We start from the raw sequence: 21,184 nt of genomic DNA on the forward strand, positions 1-21,184 counted from the left end.
TCAACCAGACGCACAGGGAGCGACCTTCGATGACCTCCTGGTTCGACGGACTGTCCATCCGCGCCAAGATCGCGCTCGGCTTCACGCTCGTGCTCCTGGCCTTCGCCGGGGTCGCCGGCAAGACGACGCTCTCGCTCCTCGATGCGAGCCGCTCGTTCCAAGACTACCGAGAGGTGACGCGCGTCGCCGCCGCGCTCGCCGACATGAACGCCCAGAAATACGGCTCGCGGGTGGCGGCGGAGAGCTATCTCCTGACCGGCGACGTCAGCCATCTGCGCCTCGCCGAGGAGCGGTTCGGCAACACGATCGCCGCCTACGACAAGGCGCGCGCGGTGGTCGCCTCGCCGGACCTCGCGGCGATGCTCGAAGGTCTGCGCCCGGAGGTCGACGCCTACCAGAACCATTTCGTGGACGTCCGCGAGACCGCCCGCGGCGAGACGCCCGAATACGAGCGCCTGCGCGATCTGGGGCGCGCGGCGCTCGAGCGCATCTCCGCCGTCGACGCCGCGCTCGGCGAGCGCCGCGCCGCCGTCGGCCCGGTGATCGAGGCCACGATCGATGGCGCCGCCGAGCTCGCCGTCTGGGTCACCGGCGTCGCGCTGGCGATCGGGGCGGTGATCGCCTTCGTGCTCGGGCGCGCCATCGTGCGGCCGCTCGCCGGGATCACGGCGGCGATGGAGCGTGTCTCCGTCGGGAATCTCGAAGGCGAGGTGCCGTATCGGGAGCGCCGGGACGAGATCGGCGCCATGGCCGGCGCACTCGGCGTCTTCAAGGACGCGCTCGCGCAGAACCGCACCCTGGAGGCGGCGGCGAGAGCCCGCGAGGCGGAGGCGCAAGCCGCGCGCAAGCAGGAGCTCGAGGCCATCGCCGACGGCTTCGAGGAGAAGGTCGGGGCGCTCGTGCGCCAGCTCTCCGCCGCCGCGGGCGAGCTCGAGACGACGGCGGGCACGATGTCGGCGACCGCCGAGGAGACGAGCCGCCAGTCGAGCCTCGTCGCGGCCTCGGCCCAGCAGACGTCGGCCAACGTCCAGACCGTCGCCGTCGCCACCGAGGAGCTCGCCGCCTCCGCCCGCGAGATCGGCGGGCAGGTCGACACCTCCGCCGAGATCGCCCGGCGCGCCGTGGCCGACACGGAGCGCACCGACGCGACCGTGCGCGCGCTCGCCGAGAACGCCGAGCGCATCGGCGCCGTGGTCCAGCTGATCGGCGAGATCGCGAGCCAGACCAACCTGCTCGCGCTCAACGCCACCATCGAGGCCGCGCGGGCGGGCGAGGCCGGCAAGGGCTTCGCCGTCGTCGCCGCGGAGGTGAAGACGCTCGCCGACCAGACGGCGAAGGCGACCGAGGAGATCGGCGCGCGCATCGCCGCCATCCAGTCGGACACCCGCGGCGCCGTCGAGGCCATCGCCGCGATCGGGACCGTGATCGGCAAGGTGAGCGACATCGCCACGCAGATCGCCTCCGCGGTGGACGAGCAGCAGACGGCGACCCAGGAGATCGCCCGCAACGTCTCGCAGGCCGCGTCCGGCACCGAGGACGTCACCGGCACGATCGGCAGCGTCCAGGGGGCCGCCGGCGAGACGGGCTCCGCCGCGGCGCAGGTGCAGACCGCCGCGAGCGAGCTCGCGCGCGGCGCGCAGGAACTCTCCCGCGAGATGGAGGCCTTCCTGGCCCACGTGCGCGCGGCGTGAGGGCGCCGGCCTGGGCCGGGCGGCTCAGGCCATCGCCTCCTCCAGCAGGAGCGCCTCCGCCTCCGCCAGCACCTCGTCCGCGCCCTCGCCGTAGACGCTCTCGCGGCCGATCTCGAGCATCACCGAGATCGCGAGCGGCGAGACCCGCGGCAGCGGCTGGTGCGTGATCCGGCCCTCGATGCGGGCGAGGAGGTCGGCGAGGCGCTTGAGGTCGAGGAGGCCCGTCGCCGCGTCGGCGCGGGCGGCGCGCAGCAGGATGTGGTCCGGCTCGTGCCGACGCAGGACGTCGTAGACGAGGTCCGTCGAGACCGTGACCTGCCGCTGCGTCTTCTTCTGGCCGGGATAATTGCGCTCGATCAGCCCGGCGACGACCGCGCAATAGCGGAAGGTGCGCTTCATCAGGGCCGATTCCTCGAGCCATTCCTCGAGGTCGTCGCCGAGCATGTCCTGCGAGAACAGCTCGGCGAGGAAGCCGGGCTCCTTCGCCTCCCGCAGCGACAGGTCCCGCAGGCCCCAGACGCACAGGCCGTAATCGTTGCACACGAAGCCGAGCGGCTTCATCCGGGCGCGCTCCAGCCGGCGGGTCAGCAGCATGCCGAGCGTCTGGTGCGCGAGGCGCCCCTCGAAGGGATAGGCGACGAGATAGAAGCGCCCCCCCCGCGGGAAGGTCTCGACGAGGAGCCCCTCGCGCTGCGGCAGCAGCGAGCGCTCGGCCTGCGCGTCCAGCAGTTCCACGAGCTGCGCGGGCAGCCGCTCCCAGGCGTCGCGGTCGGCGAGGAAGCCGCGCACGCGCTCGGCCAGGAAGGTGGAGAGCGGGAACTTGCCGCCGGCATAGGAGGGGATCTTCGGGTCCGTCCCCGCCGGCGCGCGGGAGACGAGGGCCGCGTCCTCGGTCAGGCCGTGGAAGGTGAGCACCTCGCCAGCGAAGAGAAAGGTGTCGCCGGGCGAGAGCGTCTCGGCGAAATACTCCTCCACCTCGCCGAGGATCCGCCCGCCACGGCCCGCGGGACGGCCCGGCGCGGCGGGGCGGCCGAGGCGCACCTTCACCATCGTCGCCTCGACGATGGTGCCGACGTTCATCCGGTATTGCTGCGCCACGAACCGGTCCCGCACCCGCCAGAGCCCGTCGGCGCCGCGCACGATCTTGGCGAAGCGCTCGTAGGCCTTCAGCGCGTAGCCGCCGGTCGAGACGAAGGAGAGCGCCTTGTCGAAGGTCTCCCGGTCGAGCCCGCGATAGGGCGCGGCGCTCTTGACTTCGGCGAAGAGCGCATCCGCGTCGAAGGGCTCGGCGCAGGCCATGCCGAGCACGTGCTGGGCGAGCACGTCGAGGGCGCCGGGATGCGGGTCCGGCGTGTCCTGCGCGGCTTCCTCCACCGCGTCGAGCGCGGCGCGGCATTCCAGGATCTCGAAGCGGTTGGCCGGCACGAGATAGGCGCGCGAGGGCTCGTCGAGCCGGTGGTTGGCGCGCCCGATACGCTGGATGATCCGGCTCGCGCCCTTCGGGGCGCCCACGTTGATCACGAGGTCGACGTCGCCCCAGTCGATGCCGAGATCGAGGGTGGAGGTGCACACCACCGCCTTCAGCTTCCCCGCCGCCATCGCCGCCTCGACCCGGCGGCGCTGCTCGACGTCGAGCGAGCCGTGGTGGAGGGCGATGGGCAGCGCCGCCTCGTTCAGCCGCCACAACGCCTGAAAGACGTATTCCGCCTGCATGCGCGTGTTGACGAAGACGAGGGAGGTCCCGTGCGCCTCGATCAGCCGGTAGATCTCCGGCATCGCCGCCGCGGCGGTGTGGCCGGCGGCGGGCAGGCGCGGGCCCTCCAGCATGCGGATGTCCGGCCGCGCCCCGCCTTCGGCCGTGACGAGAGCCGCCGGGCGGGTCTCGTCCGGGCCGAGGTAGCGCGCCAGCGCCTGCGGATCGCGCACCGTGGCCGAGAGCCCCACCGCCGTCGCCTGCGGCGCCAGCGCGAAGAGCCGCGCGAGCCCCAGCGAGAGCAGGTCGCCGCGCTTCGAGGTGACGAGCGCGTGCAACTCGTCGAGCACGATCCGCCGCAGCCCGGAGAAGAAGTCCCGCGCGTCGGGATGGGCGAGGAGCAGCGCCAGCTGCTCGGGCGTGGTGAGCAGGATGTCCGGCGGGCGCTCGATCTGGCGGGCGCGCTTGTGGGAGGGCGTGTCGCCGGTACGGGTCTCGATGGCGAGGCCGAGCCCCATCTCGGCCGCCGGGATCTCGACGTTGCGGGCGACGTCGACGGCGAGCGCCTTGAGCGGCGAGACGTAGAGCGTGTGCAGGCGCTTGCGGTTGGCGCGCGCGTGTCGCGCCGTGGAGAGCTCGACGAGCGAGGGCAGGAAGCCCGCGAGCGTCTTGCCCGCGCCGGTGGGCGCGACGAGCAGCGCCGAGCGCCCCTCCTCCGCCACCCGCAGCAATTCCAGCTGATGATCGCGCGGCGACCAGCCCCGCCCGGCGAACCAGGCGGCGAAGGTCTCGGGGAGCGGGGTTGCGGGAGCGGCGGGCACGGGGGAAATATGGGGCGCCGCCGACGCGCCCGCCATCCCGCGGCCGCGACGTCGCGCCGTATACGCCGAGGAGCCTCTTCGATGACCGACCCCGCCCACGACCTCGACGGCCTCCTCGTCGTCTCCCTCGAGCAGGCGGTCGCCGCGCCCTACGCCTCGGGGCGGCTCGCGGATGCGGGGGCGCGGGTGATCAAGATCGAGCGGCCGGAGGGCGACTTCGCCCGCCGCTACGATTCCGACGTGAACGGCGAGAGCGCCTATTTCGTCTGGCTCAACCGCGGCAAGGAATCGATCGCGCTCGACCTGCGCCGGGACGACGAGCGCGCGCTGCTGCGCCGCATGGTCGGGCGGGCCGACGTCTTCATCCAGAACCTCGCGCCCGGCAAGGCGGCGGGGCTCGGCGTCGACCCCGCGCGGCTCGTCGCCGAGCACCCGCGCCTCGTCGCCTGCTCCATCTCGGGCTACGGCGAAGAGGGGCCCTATCGCGACCTGAAGGCCTACGATCTGCTGGTCCAGGCGGAGAGCGGGCTCTCGGCGATCACCGGCACGCCCGAGGGCATGGCCCGCGTGGGCGTCTCGGTCTGCGACATCGCGGCGGGCATGACCGCCTTCCAGGGCATCCTGCAGGCGCTGATCGGGCGGGAAATCACCGGGCGCGGGCGGCACGTCCAGGTCTCGCTGTTCCATGCGCTGGCGGACTGGATGAACGTTCCCTACCTGCAATACGTCCATGGCGGGCGCACGGCGAAGCGGATGGGGCTGAACCACCCCTCGATCGCGCCCTACGGCGACTATTCGTGCGCCGACGGCAGGTCCGTCCTGTTCTCGATCCAGAACGAGACGGAATGGGAGGCGTTCTGCGCCCGCGTGCTGGAGCGCCCGGCGATCGGGACCGACCCGCGCTTCGCCGCCAACGGGAAGCGGGTCGAGAACCGCGCCGCCCTCGATGCGGTCATCGCCGAGGTCTTCGGCGCGCTCGATCGCGAGGCCGTGATCCGACGGCTCGAGGCTGCGCGCATCGCCTATGGCCGGGTGAGCAGCCTCGACGACCTCGCCCGCCACCCGCAGCTGCGCACGGCGCCCGTCGAGACCCCCGCCGGACCGGTCGAGATCCTCGCTCCCGGCGCCCTCGCGAACGGGGTGTCGGCGCGCCTGCGTCCGGTCCCCGCCCTCGATGCGCACGGCGCCGCGCTCCGGGCGGAGTTCGCGCCGGATTGAGGACGCGCGAAGCGAAGCGCGAGTGACGCGGATCAGCCCGCCGGGCCCTGCTGCTCGATCGCCTCGAGCGCGCGCACGGCGAAGCGCTCGGCCAGCGGCCACAGCGTCGCGGCTTCGGCGGACGCCGCACTGCCCGCCCGCGCACGGTCGGCGATGCCGACGAAGATCACCGCGAACCGGAACAGGGCGAAGGCGACGTGGAACGGCCGGAGCGGCGCCGTCGGGACGGCGTGGGCGTCGTACTCCGCCAGGAACGCCTCCCGCTCCGGGATGCCGCGGGCGCGCCAATCCGTGCCGAGAATGCCGCCGTACTCGTCCGGCGCGCTGTGCCAGGGCATGACGCAGAACCCGAGATCGGCGAGCGGATGGCCGAGCGTCGCGAGCTCCCAGTCGAGCACGGCGATCACCCGCGGCTCGGTCGGGTGAATCATCAGGTTTCCGATGCGGAAGTCGCCGTGCGCGATCGAGACGGCGCCGTCGTCCGGCGGCATGTTGGCCGGAAGCCATTCCACCAGCCGGTCGAGCGCCGGGATGCGGGGGCTCGGCGAGGCCCGGTACTGCTTGGTCCAGCGTCCGATCTGGCGCTCGAAATAGTTGCCGGGCCGACCGAAATCGGAGAGCCCCACGGCGTCGGGCCGCACGGCGTGCAGGCGCGCCAGCGTGCGCGCCATGTCGAGATAGATCTCGCGCCGCTCGTCGGGCGAAATGCCGGGGAGCGCGGCGTCGGAGAAGACGCGCCCCGCGAGCCGCTCCATGACGTAGAACGGCGTGCCGAGCACGCCCGCGTCCTCCTCGAGCCAGAGCGCGCGGGGGACCGGAACGTCCGTACCTTCGAGGGCGCGGAGCACGCGGAACTCGCGCTCGATCGCGTGCGCGCCCGGCAGGATCGGCCCCGCCGGCTTCTTGCGGAGCACGAGGCGCGCGCCGCCCCAATCGACGAAGAAGGTCGGGTTCGACTGCCCGCCGCCGATGCGCTCGAGCGACAGGCCGCGCTCGTCGGGCAGCGTCGCCGCGAGCCAGGCCTCGAGCCGCGCGGCGTCGAGGTCGCTCATCGGCCGGCCTCCTCCGATCCGCCGACCTCCCAGCGCCAGAAGTCGCGGTCCTCCTCGCCGAGGAGGCGGTTGAGGACCATCTGATGCACCTCGTCCGCCCCGTCCACGAGCCGCGCCTGGCGGGCGTAGCGGTAGATCCACTCGAGCACCGTGTCCTGCGAATAGCCGCGCGCGCCGTTGACCTGGATCGCGACGTCGGCGGCCTTGTGCAGGAGGTTCGCGACGTGGATCTTCGCCATGGAGATCTCCTTGCGCGCGAAGGAGCCGCGGTCGAGCGCCCACGCCGCCTTCATCACGAGAAGGCGGCCGATCTCGATGCCCATGGCGAGGTCGCCCATCTTGATCTGGATGCTCTCGCGGTCGGCGAGACGCACGCCGAAGCCGCTTCGCTCGGCGGCGTAGGCCTGCGCGATCTCGGTCGCGCGCTTGGCGAGGCCGAGCCAGCGCATGCAATGCGTCAGCCGCGCGGGCCCGAGCCGCATCTGCGTGAGCTTGAGGCCGAGCCCCTCGCCGAGCAGCACCCGGTCGGGGGCGAGCTCCATGTCCTCGTAGACGAGCTCGCAATGGCCGCCGTGCTCTTCGGGCCCCATGATCGGGATGCGCCGTTCGATGCGCCAGCCCGGATCGTCCCGGTGGTGGAGGAAGGCGGTGAGCCCGCGCCGCGGGTCGTCCGAGGTGCGCGCGATCAGGATGACATGCGCCGCGCTCTCGGCGCCGGTGATGAACCACTTGCGCCCGCTGATCACGTACCGGTCGCCCGCCTTGCGCGCCGTGGTGAGCATCATGCCCGGATCCGAGCCGCCGCCCGGATGGGGCTCGGTCATGGCGAAGGAGGAATTCACCCGGCCCGCCACGATGGGGGCGAGCCAGCGCTCCTTCTGCGCCTCGGTCGCGGCCTTCTCGAGCACCATCATGTTGCCGTCGTCGGGAGCGGCCGAGTTGAAGACCACCGGCCCGAAGATCGAGCGGTTCATCTCCTCGTAGGTCACCGCCATGCCGACCTTGCCGAGCCCCTGCCCGCCGGTCTCCGGCCGCAGCTGCAGGCACCACAGCCCCTCGCCGCGCGCCTTCTCCCGAAGCGTCTCGAGCGGCGCCGACGCGATGTTGCCGTGGGCGTCCCAATTGGCGCGTTCCGCCTCGACCGGCAGGATCTCGTCGGCGACGAAGCGGGCGATGCGGGCGCGGAAATCCTCGATCCGCGGCGAGATCGTCAGGTCCATGGAGGGTCCTTCCCTGCGGGGCGCGTCTTGCGTGTCGTAGAAGAGAAGCCGCGCTCCGTCTATGGCGCGGGCGCCGCCCCGGCCGCGATCACGAGAGCCCCCGCCGCCGCCGCTCCGCCTCGTCCCAGGCGAAGAGCGGCTGGTAGTCCGGCACGAAGCCGAGCCCCTTCTTCGCGTCGGAGGAGACCGCGTCCCCCGAGGTCGCGACGTCGACCAGCGCCGGCGCGTTCGCGAGCGCGCGGGAGAGCGCGCCCGGCAGGTCGGCGGGATCCTCCACCCGCTCGGCGTGGAGCCCGAGCGCGCGGGCCATGCCGGCATAGTCGGAATAGCGCAGCATGGTCCCGACGACGCGCCCGCCGTAGTTCGATTCCTGGTCGTAGCGCTCGATGTTCCAGGCGCCGTTGTTGGAGACGACGATCACCGGCTTCGCGCCGTGGCGCACCGCCGTGTCCATCTCCATGGCGTTGAGCCCGAAGGCGCCGTCGCCGGTCACCGCGATCACCTGGCGCTCGGGGAAGGCGAGCGAGGCGGCCACCGCGTAGGGAACGCCGACGCCGAGGCAGCCGAAGGCGCCCGCGTCGAGATAGGTGCGCGATGCGAGCCCCACCCGCGCGAAGCTGAGAAAGTCCCCGCCGTCCGCGACCGCGATGTGGTCGGGCGCGGCGACCTCGCGCAGCGCCTCGAAGACGGCGAGCGGGTGGATGCGCCCGTCCGACCCGGTCCGCGGCGCGGCGCGGCCCGCGGGAGCGGTGCGGTCGCGCTGGCGCGCGCGCAGGCCTTCGGCCCAGGCGCGGTCGAGGCCGGACGCCCTCCCCTGCCCCGCCGCCGCGATCGCATCGAGCGCGAGCGCCGGCGTCGCCAGGAGCTCCGGCGCGCCGCGGCGGTTGTCGACGAGCTCGCCGGCGGTGTCGGCGATGCGCACGAAGCGGGCGTTCGGGAACACGGCCGGGGAGCCGTAGCCGAGCTGGTAGTCGAGCTTGCGGCCCACCGTGACGACGAGGTCCGCTTCCGCCATCACCGCGCCGCGCATGGCGCCGACGACGGCCGGGTGGTCCGCCGGCACGAGGCCGCGGCTCTCCTGGGTGTCGAGGTAGAGCGCGCCCGAGGCGTCGAGGAGGCGCACCAGCGCCTCGCCGGCGCCTGCCGCGCCCCGACCGGAGATCACGACCGGCCGCCGCGCGGAGAAGAGCGCCTCGGCGGCCTCCGCGACGCCCTGCGGGTCCGGCGGCAGCACGCGCGTCGGCTTGGGGCGCATCCAGTCGTCGAGGACGAGACCGTCCGGCACGCTCGTGCGCAGCACGTCGGTGGGGATCTCGAGATAGACCGGGCCGGGCTCGCCCATGTCGCCCATGGCGCGCGCCAGGGCCTCGTCGAGCTCGCGCAGCACCTGATCGGGGACGCGGGCGGTGCGGGCGAGCCGCGTGACGGGGCGCAGGATGTCGACGTGGGGGATGTCCTGCAGCGGCCCCATATTCGCCTGCGGCCGCGAGGTGCAGCCGCCGATGACGAGGACCGGCACGCGCGCGAGGGACGCGTTCGCCACGGCGGTCACCGTGTTGGTCACGCCGGGCCCCGCCGTCACCATGGCGACGCCGATGCCGCCGGTGAGCTCGGCATGCGCGTGCGCCATGTGCACCGCGGCGCATTCGTGGCGCACGTCGACGATGCGGATGCCGAGCCGCGCGGCGTGATCCCAGATCGGCTGGATGTGCCCGCCCTGGAGGCCGAAGACGCGGTCCACGCCGCGCGCGGCGAGGAAGCGGGCGATCCAGGCGGCGACGCTCTTCGGATCGGCGTTGAGATCGACGACGGCCGTCATGCGGCTCCTCCCGTGATGGTCTTCTCAGGCGCTCTCGCGCGACACGGCCCGCGCCGCGTTCCGCCCGGCGGCGACGAGGCTCTCGCGCAAGACGCCGTGCTGCACCTTCCCCGTCGCGGTGCGCGGGATGCCGTCCTCGGACACGAAGGTGACGCCGCGCGGGCGCTTGAAGCGGGCGATGCGCTCGGCGCACCAGGCGATCAGATCGGCCTCCGTCGCCGTCGCACCGTCGTGCAGCACGACGACGGCGTGGACGCGCTCGCCCCAGACGTCGTCCGGCAGGCCGACGACGGCCACGTCCTTGACCGTCTCGCAGGCGCCGAGCACCGCCTCGACCTCGGACGGGTAGATGTTCTCGCCGCCCGAGATGATCATGTTCTTCTTGCGGTCGACGAGGCGCAGGTAGCCGTCGGCGTCCCGCACCGCCACGTCGCCCACCGTGCACCAGGCCCCGCGGAAGGCTTCGGCCGTCTTCTCGGGCAGGTTCCAGTAGCCCTCGAAGGTGGTGGGCGTGCAGGAGAACAGCTCGCCGGGCGTGCCGTCGGGCACCTCGTTTCCGTCATCGTCGAGGAGCTTCACCGGCGCGGAGCCGACGCATTCGCGCCCCACCGTGCCGAGATGCGTGAACTGCTCGTGGGGGTGCAGCATCGTCACCCAGCCCGCCTCGGACGAGCCGTAGAGCTCGAACAGGCCGGAATTGGGAAACATCTCCATGATCTCGCGCTTGGTGTCCGCTCGCGCGGGGGCAGAGGAGATCATCAGCTTCGTCATCCGCCCCAGATCGCGCGCGCGGGTCTCGCCGCGGGCATGCGCGAGCAGCATGACGTAGTGCGTCGGCACCAGCGAGGTGAAGGTCGAGCCCGAGCGCTCCATCACGTCGAGCGCGTGGGCGGGATCGAAGCTCGGGCGCGAGTAGATCGTCACCGCCGCGCCGCGATAGCTGAACGAGCAGAAGAAATTGAGCGAGTTGGCGTGGCACATCGGCATGACGAGGAGCGCGTCGTCGTCGCGCCCGATGCCGACCTCGATCTCGGTGACGAGCGCCACCATCGCCATGCCGCGATGGCTCCGGATCACTCCCTTCGGCTTGCCGGTCGTGCCGGACGTGTACATCAGCGCCCACGGGTCGGTGTCGGCGACCACGACCGCGGGCTCCGTCTCGGCGGCGTCGCGCACGAGATCCTCGTAGGCGCGCCACCCCGCGGGAGCCGGGCCGCCGAAATGGACGTAGCGGTCCTCCGCCACGCCGAGCGCGCCGCGCACCTCCTCGATCAGCCGGTGCAGCCCGTCCTCCGCGAGCACGCAGGCCGCGCCGCAATCCTCCAGGATGAAGCGCGCCTCCGCCGCGCCGAGGCGGAAGTTGATCGGCACGGCGATCAGCCCCGCCTTGGCGGTGGCGGCGTAGATCTCGGCCCATTCCAGGCGGTTGTAGGCGAGCACGGCGACGCGGTCGCCCTTGGCGAGCCCCAGGCCGAGGAGCGCGTTGGCGAGGCGCCGGGCGCGGGCGTTCCACTCCCCGAAGCCGAGCGACCGCTCGAGGTCGCGCGCGCCGAGCCGGTGCGGCGCGAGCCGCGCATGCGCGTCCAGGATCTGGCCGAAGGTGAGGAGCATGCCCGACGTCCTCCGCCGCTCGCTCGCGTCTTGAATTCTGAATTCAATACGACGGAGTCTCTCCCGCGTCAAGGCTTCGGGCGTGCGGAAGGGCGCCGCGGCGCGACGGGCCGGCCACGGCCGGCGACGGGCATGGGACGCCGGGGCGACCGTCGGGCGCAGGCGCTAGCGGGCGGGCGTTTGCCGGCCGCCTCCGAACAGCGACGCGGCGCGCCCGGCGGCGAGCTCGGACAGGAGCGCCTGCTGGGCGCCGACGACGTGATCGGTCGCCAGACGCTCGGCTGTATCGCCGTCGCCGGCGACGAGGGCGTCGAGGATGTCGCGGTGCTGGCGCCAGACGAGCGCGCCGCGATCGGCGTGGGTGAGCACGCCGATCATCACGCGCCGCAGGAAGTACCAGTGCGGCTCGGCCGTGGTGCCGATCAGCGGATTGCCGGACATGCGGTAGACGAAGGAATGGAAAGCCACGTCGTGGCGCACCGCCTCTGCGGCGCTTCCCGCCTGCGCCGCCGCCTCGCCCTCGGCGAGGATGACGTCCCCCTCCTTCCGCAGCCGGGCGCGGAACGCGTCGTCCGCCGCCGCCCGCTCGGCCGTCAGCCGCGCGGCGAGCCGGTCGAGCACGACCCGGATCTGGTAGTGGTTCTCCATCATCGCGGCGTCGAGCGGCGCCACGGTCAGCCCGCGCCCGCCGTGTTCGACGACGAGCCCGTCGGCCTTGAGAAGCAGCATCGCCTGCTGCACCGGCTGGCGCGAGACGCCCAGCGCGGCGGCGAGGTCCTCCTGCACGAGATGCGTGCCGGGCTGGAGCGCGCCGTCGCAGATGCTCTCGCGGATGGACGCGTAGACCTGCTCGGTCCGGCTCGGAACGCTCGCCAGGGGTTGCACGTCGACCTCGCTCGCTCTGCGGAACGCTGAATGCGGAAAACAGATGGTGACGCATCGCGCATAGCGCAATTCACACCTGTCGTCACGCCTCCACGCCGCGCGCCGCGGCGGCGCGCCCGGTCACTCGTGCTTGATCATCACGTGGCGGACGGCGGTGTAGTCCTCCAGCGCGTAGGCGGACATGTCCTTGCCGTAGCCGGACTGCTTCAGGCCGCCGTGCGGCATCTCGTTGACCAGCATGAAATGCGTGTTCACCCAGGTGCAGCCGTAGCGCAGCCGCGCGGCCGTCGCCATGGCGCGGCCGACGTCCCTGGTCCAGACCGAGGAGGCGAGGCCGTAGGCCGAGTCGTTGGCCCAGCTCACGGCCTCCTCCACGTCGGAGAAGCGCGTGATCGAGACGACCGGGCCGAACACCTCCCGGCGGACGATCTCGTCCTCCTGCCGCGCGCCGGCGACGACGGTGGGGCGGTAGTAGAAGCCGTCATCGCCGTGGGCCGCGCCGCCCGTTGTGATCTCGATGTGCGGGTTCTCGCGGGCGCGCTCGACGAAGCTCGCGACGCGGTCGCGCTGGCGCAGGCTGATCAGCGGGCCGATCTCGTTCTGCGTATCGTCCTCGAGCCCGTAGGCGATCGAGGAGACCGCCGCCGAGAGGTCGGCGACGAGCCGGTCGTAGATCTTCGGCCCGGCATAGATGCGGCACGCGGCGGTGCAGTCCTGCCCGGCATTGTAGTAGCCGAAAGCGCGCAGGCCCGAGACGACCTCCTCGAGATCGGCGTCGTCGAAGACGACGACCGGGGCCTTGCCGCCGAGCTCGAGATGGGTGCGCTTCACCGTGCGCGCGGCGGCGGCGAGCATCTTGCGGCCCGTCGCGACGTCGCCGGTGAGCGAGATCATGTCGACGCCGTCGTGGTGGATCAGGTGGTTGCCCACGGTCTCGCCGCGCCCCGGGACGATGTTGACGACGCCCGGCGGCAGCACGTCGGCGAGCACGCGCGCGAGCTTCAGCGCCGTCAGCGGCGTCTGCTCGGAGGGCTTGAACACGACCGTGTTGCATCCGCCGATCGCCGGCGCGAGCTTCCAGGCCATCATCATCAAGGGATAGTTCCACGGCGCGATCGAGGCGACGACGCCGATCGGATCGCGGCGCACCATCGAGGTGTGCCCGGCCAGATATTCGCCGGCCACCGCCCCGGTCAGGCAGCGCACCGCGCCCGCGAAGAAGCGGAAGCAGTCGACGATGGCGGGGATCTCGTCGCCCTTCGCGGCCCCGATCGGCTTGCCGCAATTGAGCGCCTCGAGCGCCGCGAAGCCGTCGGCCTCCGCCTCGATCCGGTCTGCGATCGCGAGGAGCGCCGCGGAGCGCTCGGCCGGCGTCGTGCGCGACCAGGTCTCGAAGGCGGCGCGGGCGGCCGCGACGGCGCGATCGACCTGGTCCGTGGAGGCCTCGGGCAGCTCGAGGATCAGCGATCCGTCGCGCGGGTTGAGGATGCGCTCGGGCGCCTCCTCGCCGGGCTCGAAGGTGTCGCCGACGAGGAGGGCGGTGTCGAAGGCGGGGGTGGCGGCGGCTTGGTCCATGAGGGTCCTCCCGGAGAAGCTCTGTACGGGTCTCATTTGCCCTGGCCGGCGGTCTCCTCGCCGCCGCGGGTGAGATGGAAGGCGATCAGGATCGGCACGAAGGTGAGGATCACGACCACGATCGCGACGACGTTGGTGACGGGGCGCTGGCGCGGGCGCACCAGCTCCTGGAGCATCCAGATCGGCAGGGTCGATTGCTGGCCGGCGGTGAAGGTCGTCACGATCACCTCGTCGAAGGAGAGCGCGAAGGCCAGCATGCCGCCGGCGAGCAGCGCCGAGCCGAGATTGGGCAGGAGCACGTAGCGGAAGGTCTGGAAGGCGTTGGCGCCGAGATCGGCCGAGGCCTCCAGGATATGCACGGAGATGCGCCGGAAGCGCGCGATGGCGTTGTTGAAGACGATCACGATGCAGAAGGTCGCGTGCCCGAGCACGATGGTGAAGGTCGAGAACGGGATGTCCATGACGTGGAAGGCCGAGCGCAGGGACATGCCGGTGATGATGCCCGGCAGCGCGATCGGCAGGATGATGAGCAGCGAGATCTGCTCGCGGCCGTAGAACGAGGTCCGCGCCATCGCCGCGGCGCAGAGCGTGCCCAGCACCAGCGCGAGCACGGTCGAGACGACGGCGACGCGCAGCGACAGGTAGAGCGGCGGCCAGACGTCCTCGCGGTTCCAGGTGACCTCGAACCATTCGAGCGTCAGGCCCGGCGGCGGGAACTGGTAGGTCCGCTCCTCGGTGGTGAAGGCGTAGAGGAAGATCAAGAGGATCGGCAGGTGCAGGAACAAGAGGCCGGCGATGGCCGCGATCGTCAGCGGCAGCGGCGGGCGCCCGACGACGCCGTCGTCGGCGCGACGCCGCCACCGTCTCGGGGCGGCCTTTCCGGGCAGCGCCTCGGGGGCGCGCTGCTCGAGCACGGGGGCCTCGGCGCGGGTGGCGTCAGAGCGCATCGAACGCCCCCTTGCGCTTGGCGATGGCCAGATAGACCAGCATGATCAGGATCGGCACCATGGCGAAGGCGGCGGCGAGCGGGATGTTCCCGGCCGTGCCCTGGAGCTGGTAGACCGCCTGGCCGATGAAGCGGCGCGAGGAGCCGATGATCTGCGGGATGATGTAGTCGCCGAGCGTCAGCGAGAAGGTGAAGATCGAGCCCGCGATCACGCCGGGCATGGCGAGGGGCAGGATCACGTGCCGGAAGGTCTGGCGCGAGGAGGCGCCGAGATCGGCGGAGGCTTCCAGCATGCTCTTCGGCACCCGCTCGAGCGCCGCCTGCATCGGCAGGATCATGAACGGCAGCCACACGTACAGGAAGACGAGGAAGGTGCCGATGTAGCTCGTCGACAGGGACGCGCCGCCGATCGTCGGCAGGGCAAGCACCGCGTTCAGGATGGCGGACGCGCCGAGCCCCTCGAAGGCCCAGGAGACGATGCCCTCCTTCGCGAGGATGAGCTTCCAGGCGTAGACCTTGACGAGGTAGCTCGACCAGAGCGGCAGCATCACGCCGATGTAGAAGGCGGCCTTCCAGCGCCCCCTCGCGTAGCGCGCGGCGAAATAGGCGATCGGGAAGGCGACGATCGCGGCCGCGAGCGTGACGCAGGCCGCCATCGTGACTGTACGTACGATGATGTCGAAGTTCGACGGCCGGAACAGCTCGGCATAGGTCCGCAGCGTGAATTCCGGCACGACGAGGCCGGAGAACTCGTCGATCGCGTAGAAGCTCTGCAGGAGCAGCGCCGCGAGCGAGCCGAGATAGACGATCCCGAGCCAGGCGAGCGGCGGCGCGAGCAGCAGCGCCAGCAGGAGCCGCGGGCGGCGCCAGAACAGGTCCGAGACCCGGTCCGCGAGGCCGCGCACGGGCAGGATCGCCGCCGCCGGGCTCGTCTCCGGACGCGCCAGCATCAGGGCGCCTCCATGACGTGCAGCGCCTCGGGCCGGAAATCGAGGCCGACCATGGAGCCGTGCGCCGGCGGCGTCTCGCCGGGGCCGACGAGGGCTGCGATCTCGAAGCCGCCGATATCGGCGGTGATGCGCGTGCCCGCCCCGAGATAGCGCAGCGCCGTCACCCGCCCGGCGAGCCGACCGTCGGCCTGCGGCGCGACGCGGATCGCCTCCGGCCGCAGGCTCGCCCAGGCGGACGCTCCGCCGATCCGCGCCGTCACCTCCGGCGGCAGCACGTTGGAGGAGCCGACGAAATCGGCGACGAAGCGCGTCGCCGGCCGCTCGTAGACCTCCGCCGGCGTGCCCACCTGCACGACCTTGCCGTGGTCGAACACCGCCACCCGGTCCGCCATGGAGAGCGCTTCGCCCTGGTCGTGGGTGACGAAGACGAAGGTGATGCCGAGGCGCTGCTGCAGCGCCTTGAGCTCGTCCTGCATCTGCTCGCGCAGCTTCAGGTCGAGCGCGCCGAGCGGCTCGTCCAGCAGCAGCACGCGCGGCTGGTTGACGAGCGCGCGGGCGAGCGCCACGCGCTGGCGCTGGCCGCCGGAGAGCTGGGCGGGCTTGCGGTCGCCGTAGCCCTCGAGCTTGACGAGGGCGAGCATGTCCTCGGCCGCGGCGTGGCGCTTTCCCTTGTCGACGCCCTTGACCATCAGCCCGTAGGCGACGTTGTCGCGCACGTTCAGGTGCGGGAAGAGCGCGTAGTCCTGGAACACCGTGTTGACGTTGCGCCGGTTCGGCGGCGTGCGGCTCGCGTCCTCGCCGAAGATCCGGATCACGCCGGCGGTGGGCTTCTCGAAGCCCGAGATCAGCCGCAGGCAGGTGGTCTTGCCGGAGCCCGAGGGACCCAGCATGGCGAAGAACGAGCCCTCTTCGATGGCGAGATCCACGCCGTCGACGGCGCGCACGGGCCCGTAATGGCGTGCGACGGTCTCGAAGGCGACGGCGTGGGTCATGGGGTGTCCTCGATTCCTTTGGGGGGATCACCACCGTCATCCCCGGCCGGAGCGAGCGAAGCGAGCGCAGGGGAAGGGGACCCAGCGCAAGGAGTCTTCGCGCCGCAGGCGCTCTATCGGCGGCGACCAGCCGCCTGGGCGGCGGCGGCAGAGCGCCTTCGGCGCAGCACTATCGCGCTGGGTCCCCTTGTATCTTCGTCGGCGACCTTGAGCGCTGCTAAGCTTGGGGTTGCGACGGGGTCGGTAGCAGCCGACCCCGTCGCGGGCGGGACGCGCTCGTGAGTCCCCTCTGGCCGACAACCGTGGGAAGCCTGGGACGCCCGCCCTGTCGCACGCGACCGCACAGTCGCTTGGTCTCCAACGATCGCATGCGCAAGGAAGGCTACCGTGACGACACCGATTTGTGGAGTGGACATCGGCATGGAGCGGCTCGACGCCGCCCTGTCCGGACAGGAGAACGCGAGGAAGCACCTCGTCGTCGAACGAACGCCCGAAGGCGTCGCACGTCTCGCGGAATGGTGCCGCGCGCACCGCGTCCGCCTCGTCGTGCTGGAGGCCACCGGCGGGTACGAGCGCCTCGTCCACCGCCTGCTCTGGGCGGAAGGGCTGCCTTGCGCCATCGCCAACCCCCGCCAGGTCCGCCACTTCGCCGAGGCCATCGGCAAGCTCGAGAAGACCGATCGCATCGACGCCGGCGTCATCGCCGACTTTGGGGCGACGGGAAAGCTGCGCCCCAAGGCGCCGGACGACGCGGCGCAGGCCCGCCTCGGCGAGCTCGTCACGCGTCGACGCCAGCTCGTGCGCGACAAGGTCGCCTGCCAGAACCGCGCACGCCTGGTCGAGGACGAGGCCGTGCGCGCCTCCATCGAGCGCCAGATCGACTTCCTGCGCGAGGAGGTCGCTTTGTTCGATCGCGAGATCGCCGAGCAGACCCGCACCGCCCCGCTCGCCAGCGCACTGCTCGACGCCTTCTGCGAGATCAAGGGCGTCTCGACCGCCAGCGCCGCCCTCGTCCTCGCCGACCTGCCCGAGATCGGGCTCCTCACCGGCAAGCAGGCCGCCAAGCTCACGGGAACGGCTCCTCTCGCCAAGGACAGCGCCACCATCGCCGGCAAACGCTCCACCCGTGGCGGCCGCGCCAGCGTCCGATCCGGCCTGTACCCGATCGTCACCGTTCTCGTCCGCCACAACCCCGACTTCGCCGCCAAGCACGCCGCCCTCAAGGCCAAGGGAAAAGCGCCAAAATCCATCCGCATCGCTCTCCTGCGCAAGCTCGTCGTCCGCCTCAACGCCATCGCCAGAGACGTTCGAAAAGCCCTTGCCGAAAGCCAGCACAATGCCGTAGCCGCTTGACAGACAAGACAGTCGCTTCCCCTCCGCGCCTGACGGCGCTCCGGCCGGGGATGACAGGCCCCGGCCGGAACGGCCGACCCGCTCTCACCGCCCGCCGATCACGCCGATGTAGTCCGACACCCAGCGGTAATAGGGCACGCACTCGCCCTGGCTCTCGCAGCGGGTCACGGGCGTCGTCCAGAAGCGGATGCGCTCGAAATCCTCGAAGCCGTTCTTGGCGCAGCCCTCCGCCGTCTGCATGCCGCGCCCGTCGGTGCAGGCGGCGGGCACGACCGGGTTCGCGCCGAACCAGACCGAGAGATCGCTCTGCAGGTTGGAGGAGAGCGTATGCTCGATCCAGAGATAGGCGCAGTTCGGGTTCTCGGCGTCGACGTGCAGCATCGTCGTGTCCGCCCAGCCGGTGGCGCCCTCCTGCGGGATGGTGGAGGCGATGGGCGCCCCGTCCGACTGGAGCAGGTTCACCTGGAACGGCCACGAGCCCGAGGCGACGACGCCCTCGTTCTTGAAGTCGTCCATCTGGATGAAGGCGTCGTGCCAGTAGCGCGAGACGAGCTTGCGCTGATCCCGCAAGAGGTCGAGCGCCGCCTGGTACTGCTCGTCGTTCAGCTCGTAGGGCGACGCGATGCCGAGCTCGGGCTCGTGGTACATGAGGTAATGCGCCGCGTCGGCGACGTGGATCGGCCCGTCATAGGCCTGGACGCGCCCGACGTTCGACTGCCCGTCGGGCAGGATCTGCTCCTCGAACACGACCGACCAGGAGATCGGCGGCTCGGGGAAGACGTCGGTGTTGTACATCAGGACGTTCGGGCCCCATTGGTAGGGCACGCCGTAATGCACGCCGTCGACCACGTACCAGGGCGCGTTCTTCAGCCGCTCGTCCACCGTCTCCCAGGAGGGTATCAACGCCAGGTTGATCGGCTGCACGCGCTTGCCGGCGACGAGGCGCAGGCTCGCGTCGCCCGAGGCGGTGACGAGGTCGAAGCCGCCCTCGTTCATCAGGGCGACCATCTCGTCGGACGTGTTGGCGGTCTTCACGGCGACCTTGCAGCCGGTCGCCTCCTCGAAGGAGGTCACCCAGTCGAACTCGGGCATGGTCTCGCCGCGCTCGATGTAGCCGGGCCAGGCGACGATGTTGAGCGCGCCTTCCGGCTCGCCGATCTCCTGCATCGTCTCGGCCGCCCCGGCGGGCGTCGCGAGGGCGAGCGCGACGAGGCTCGCCCCGAGAAGCGTGGTGGTCTTCATGGTCATTCCCCTCCGCAACGGTGATCGTCACGCGGTCTCGCGCCGGGAGCGCGGCCGTTTTGAGAAGGGTACGGCTCGGTTTCGAGTGATCGCAATGTCAAAACGCAGAAACGAGCTATCGGCAAAACCGATTGCTCAAAACGTGCGCAAGGAGATCGCCGTCTGGGCGGAGCGCACGAAATTGCGGGCCGCCGGCGGCAGCGGCGCGCCCTTGCGCCAGACGAGGCCGACCTGCACGCTCGGCAGGTCGCCGGAGACGTCGCGGATCTCGATGCGGTCGCCCTCCAGCGACCAGGGCCGGTAGACCAGGCTCGGCAGGAGCGCGATGCCCGCGCCGGTCGCGACCAGCGATCGCACGGCCTCCACCGAGCGGGTGCGGAAGGCGACGTTGAGCTTGGCCTTCAGCGAGGCGGTGAGCCGGCGCATGCTCTCCTCGATCTCGTCGACGGTGAGCATGATGAACGGCTCCTCGATCAGCTGCTCGAGGGAGATCGCCTCGACCTCGGCGAGCGGATGGCCGAGCGGCAGCCAGAGCCGGTAGGGCGAGACGTGCAGCTGCTCGATGTGCAGCGCGGCGCGATCCTTGAGCGAGGAGGTCAGCAGCACCGCGCAATCGACCTCGCCGCCGATCAGCAGGTGCTGGATGTACTCGCCGCTCTCCTCGATGGCGCTGACCGCCACCCGCGGATAGGCGCGACGGAAGCGCGAGAGGATGTCGGAGAGCACGTAGCCGGCGACGAGGGAGGTCACGCCCAGCGAGAGCGACCCGCCCTGCGCCTCGGCGTCCTCGCGGAAGGCGTGGCGCGCGTTGGAGACGTCGCCGAGGATCTGCTTGGCGTGGCGCAGGAACAGGCTGCCCTTGTGCGTGATCTCCAGCCCGCGGGCGCGGCGCTCGAACAGGGGGACGCCGAGATCGAGCTCGAGCGCGTGGATCGCCTCGGTGACGGAGCTCTGCGAGATGGAGAGCGCGCGCGCCGCGCCGGAGACGCTGCCCTGCTCGGCGGCGGCGACGAAGAATTGCAGCTGACGGATGGTGAACGCCAAGGCGCGGCCCCGATCTCCCGAGGCCGAAGGCTAGGCGATGGGCGCGCGGCGGACAAGCGCCCCCCGACGGGTCACGACGGCCGAAGCAGCAGCTTCGCCGCCTCGGTGCGCCCGGCGCGGATGTCCGCGAAGGCGTCGGCGCCCCCGGCGAGCGGGCGCTCCTCCACCCAGCCGAGCGCGCCGAAGGCGCCGGCGGCGAGCCCGTTCAGGGTCTCGACGAAGTCGCGCATCGCGTAGGTGTAGAGGCCCAGGAAGGCGATCTCCTGGAGCGTGAGCCGGCGCACGTCGAGGCCGCCGGCGCGCTCGAGCAGGCCGATATGAGCGATGGCGCCGCCCGGCCTTGCGAGCCGGCAGGCCTCCTCGCGGGTGCGGGCCGAGCCGACGGCGTCGACCACGAGATGGGCCGAGCCCGCCTCCGGCGGATCGGTCGCGGGATCGTAGGGCGCGATTCCCGGCTCGGCGGCGAGCCGGGCGCGGCGGCCGGCATGCGGCTCCGCCACGAGGATCGCGCGCGCCCCGCGGCTCCTCAGGACGAGCGCGGCGGCGACACCGATCGCCCCGGCGCCCAGCACCACCGTGCGCCATTCCGGGACCGGGCGGGCGAGGACGCGCTCGGCGACGCCGATCGCATGATAGGCGCAGGCGATCGGCTCGGTCAGCGCCGCGACCTCGAGCGGCACGTGGTCCGGCACCGGCACGAGGTTGCGCTCGGGCACGACGACCCGCTCCGCGAAGGCGCCCTCGCGCGGGGGCATCGACAGGATCTGACGCCTCGCGCAGAGATTGGTGCGCCCGGAGAGGCAGTCCTCGCAGTCCATGCAGGTGACGAGCGGGTTGATCGCCACCCGCGCCCCCGCCCGCGGTCCGGTCTCGACGATCCCCGCCGCCTCGTGGCCGAGGACGAGCGGCGCCGGGCGGCGCTCGTCGTGGCCGAGATAGGCGTGCATGTCCGAGCCGCAGACGCCGCAGGCGGCGACCCGCACCACGACCTCGCCGGGGCCGGGCGCCGGATCGGGGCGCTCCTCCAGCGCCAGCCGCTCGGGACCGGTATAGACCAGCGCCTTCATGCGCG

16 protein-coding genes are annotated in these 21,184 nt (G+C 71.9%); 3 read left to right on the plus strand and 13 right to left on the minus strand.

The features are described from left to right. The first annotated feature begins 29 nt into the window (after positions 1-29). Positions 30-1,691 carry a methyl-accepting chemotaxis protein gene (locus ABL310_RS20775; RefSeq protein ID WP_349368901.1) on the plus strand — a complete coding sequence of 554 codons (1,662 nt, stop codon included), beginning with the start codon at positions 30-32 and terminating at the stop codon, positions 1,689-1,691. Positions 1,692-1,715: 24 nt separating this feature from the next. Here ABL310_RS20775 and ABL310_RS20780 read toward each other — a convergent pair whose 3' ends face one another. Further along, a complete protein-coding gene (locus ABL310_RS20780) occupies positions 1,716-4,241 on the minus strand; it encodes a ligase-associated DNA damage response DEXH box helicase (RefSeq protein WP_349368902.1) in 2,526 nt (841 codons plus the stop codon). Positions 4,242-4,286: 45 nt separating this feature from the next. Here ABL310_RS20780 and ABL310_RS20785 point away from each other — a divergent pair, with 45 nt between their 5' ends. Further along, complete coding sequence (locus tag ABL310_RS20785) at positions 4,287-5,423, plus strand: CaiB/BaiF CoA-transferase family protein (protein ID WP_349368903.1); 1,137 nt, start codon at positions 4,287-4,289, stop codon at positions 5,421-5,423. Between the two features lie 32 nt (positions 5,424-5,455). Here the strand turns inward: ABL310_RS20785 and ABL310_RS20790 are convergent, their stop codons facing one another. The 9 genes from ABL310_RS20790 to ABL310_RS20830 form a co-directional block, all read right to left on the minus strand. Further along, entirely contained in the window at positions 5,456-6,475 is a 1,020-nt protein-coding gene (locus ABL310_RS20790; protein WP_349368904.1) for a phosphotransferase family protein, read from the minus strand. After that, positions 6,472-7,695, minus strand: coding sequence for an acyl-CoA dehydrogenase family protein (locus ABL310_RS20795; RefSeq protein ID WP_349368905.1), 1,224 nt, complete (start codon positions 7,693-7,695; stop codon positions 6,472-6,474). Before ABL310_RS20795 ends, ABL310_RS20790 begins: the two co-directional genes overlap by 4 nt. An 88-nt stretch (positions 7,696-7,783) precedes the next feature. After that, positions 7,784-9,514, minus strand: a complete 1,731-nt coding sequence (locus tag ABL310_RS20800) for a thiamine pyrophosphate-binding protein (RefSeq protein WP_349368906.1) — start codon at positions 9,512-9,514, stop codon at positions 7,784-7,786. Between the two features lie 24 nt (positions 9,515-9,538). Continuing rightward, positions 9,539-11,125: an AMP-binding protein gene (locus ABL310_RS20805; protein ID WP_349368907.1), complete on the minus strand. Its 1,587-nt coding sequence runs from the start codon at positions 11,123-11,125 to the stop codon at positions 9,539-9,541. 165 nt (positions 11,126-11,290) lie between these two features. Beyond that, complete coding sequence (locus ABL310_RS20810; RefSeq protein WP_349368908.1) at positions 11,291-12,010, minus strand: GntR family transcriptional regulator; 720 nt, start codon at positions 12,008-12,010, stop codon at positions 11,291-11,293. A 120-nt stretch (positions 12,011-12,130) separates the two neighbouring features. Beyond that, positions 12,131-13,585, minus strand: coding sequence for a gamma-aminobutyraldehyde dehydrogenase (locus tag ABL310_RS20815; RefSeq protein WP_349368909.1), 1,455 nt, complete (start codon positions 13,583-13,585; stop codon positions 12,131-12,133). A gap of 32 nt (positions 13,586-13,617) precedes the next feature. Next, a complete protein-coding gene (locus ABL310_RS20820) occupies positions 13,618-14,532 on the minus strand; it encodes an ABC transporter permease (protein ID WP_349368910.1) in 915 nt (304 codons plus the stop codon). Then, the gene (locus ABL310_RS20825) at positions 14,522-15,481 is read right to left on the minus strand and encodes an ABC transporter permease (protein WP_349368911.1); all 960 of its coding nucleotides are present in this window, start codon (positions 15,479-15,481) and stop codon (positions 14,522-14,524) included. The genes ABL310_RS20820 and ABL310_RS20825 overlap by 11 nt, the downstream gene beginning before the upstream one ends. Next, complete coding sequence (locus tag ABL310_RS20830) at positions 15,481-16,473, minus strand: ABC transporter ATP-binding protein (RefSeq protein WP_349368912.1); 993 nt, start codon at positions 16,471-16,473, stop codon at positions 15,481-15,483. The genes ABL310_RS20825 and ABL310_RS20830 overlap by 1 nt, the downstream gene beginning before the upstream one ends. 387 nt (positions 16,474-16,860) lie before the next feature. Between ABL310_RS20830 and ABL310_RS20835 the strand changes: the two genes are divergently transcribed. Then, a complete protein-coding gene (locus tag ABL310_RS20835; protein WP_349367582.1) occupies positions 16,861-17,826 on the plus strand; it encodes an IS110 family transposase in 966 nt (321 codons plus the stop codon). A gap of 84 nt (positions 17,827-17,910) precedes the next feature. Here the strand turns inward: ABL310_RS20835 and ABL310_RS20840 are convergent, their stop codons facing one another. The 3 genes from ABL310_RS20840 to ABL310_RS20850 all read right to left on the minus strand — a co-directional run bounded on the left by ABL310_RS20840 (position 17,911) and on the right by ABL310_RS20850 (position 21,179). After that, positions 17,911-19,068, minus strand: coding sequence for an ABC transporter substrate-binding protein (locus ABL310_RS20840; protein ID WP_349368913.1), 1,158 nt, complete (start codon positions 19,066-19,068; stop codon positions 17,911-17,913). 135 nt (positions 19,069-19,203) lie between these two features. Then, positions 19,204-20,112: a LysR family transcriptional regulator gene (locus ABL310_RS20845; protein ID WP_349368914.1), complete on the minus strand. Its 909-nt coding sequence runs from the start codon at positions 20,110-20,112 to the stop codon at positions 19,204-19,206. Between the two features lie 71 nt (positions 20,113-20,183). Continuing rightward, positions 20,184-21,179: an alcohol dehydrogenase catalytic domain-containing protein gene (locus tag ABL310_RS20850; protein ID WP_349368915.1), complete on the minus strand. Its 996-nt coding sequence runs from the start codon at positions 21,177-21,179 to the stop codon at positions 20,184-20,186. Positions 21,180-21,184: the final 5 nt, after the last annotated feature.

This window comes from Salinarimonas sp. (assembly GCF_040111675.1).
Lineage (GTDB): Bacteria > Pseudomonadota > Alphaproteobacteria > Rhizobiales > Beijerinckiaceae > Salinarimonas.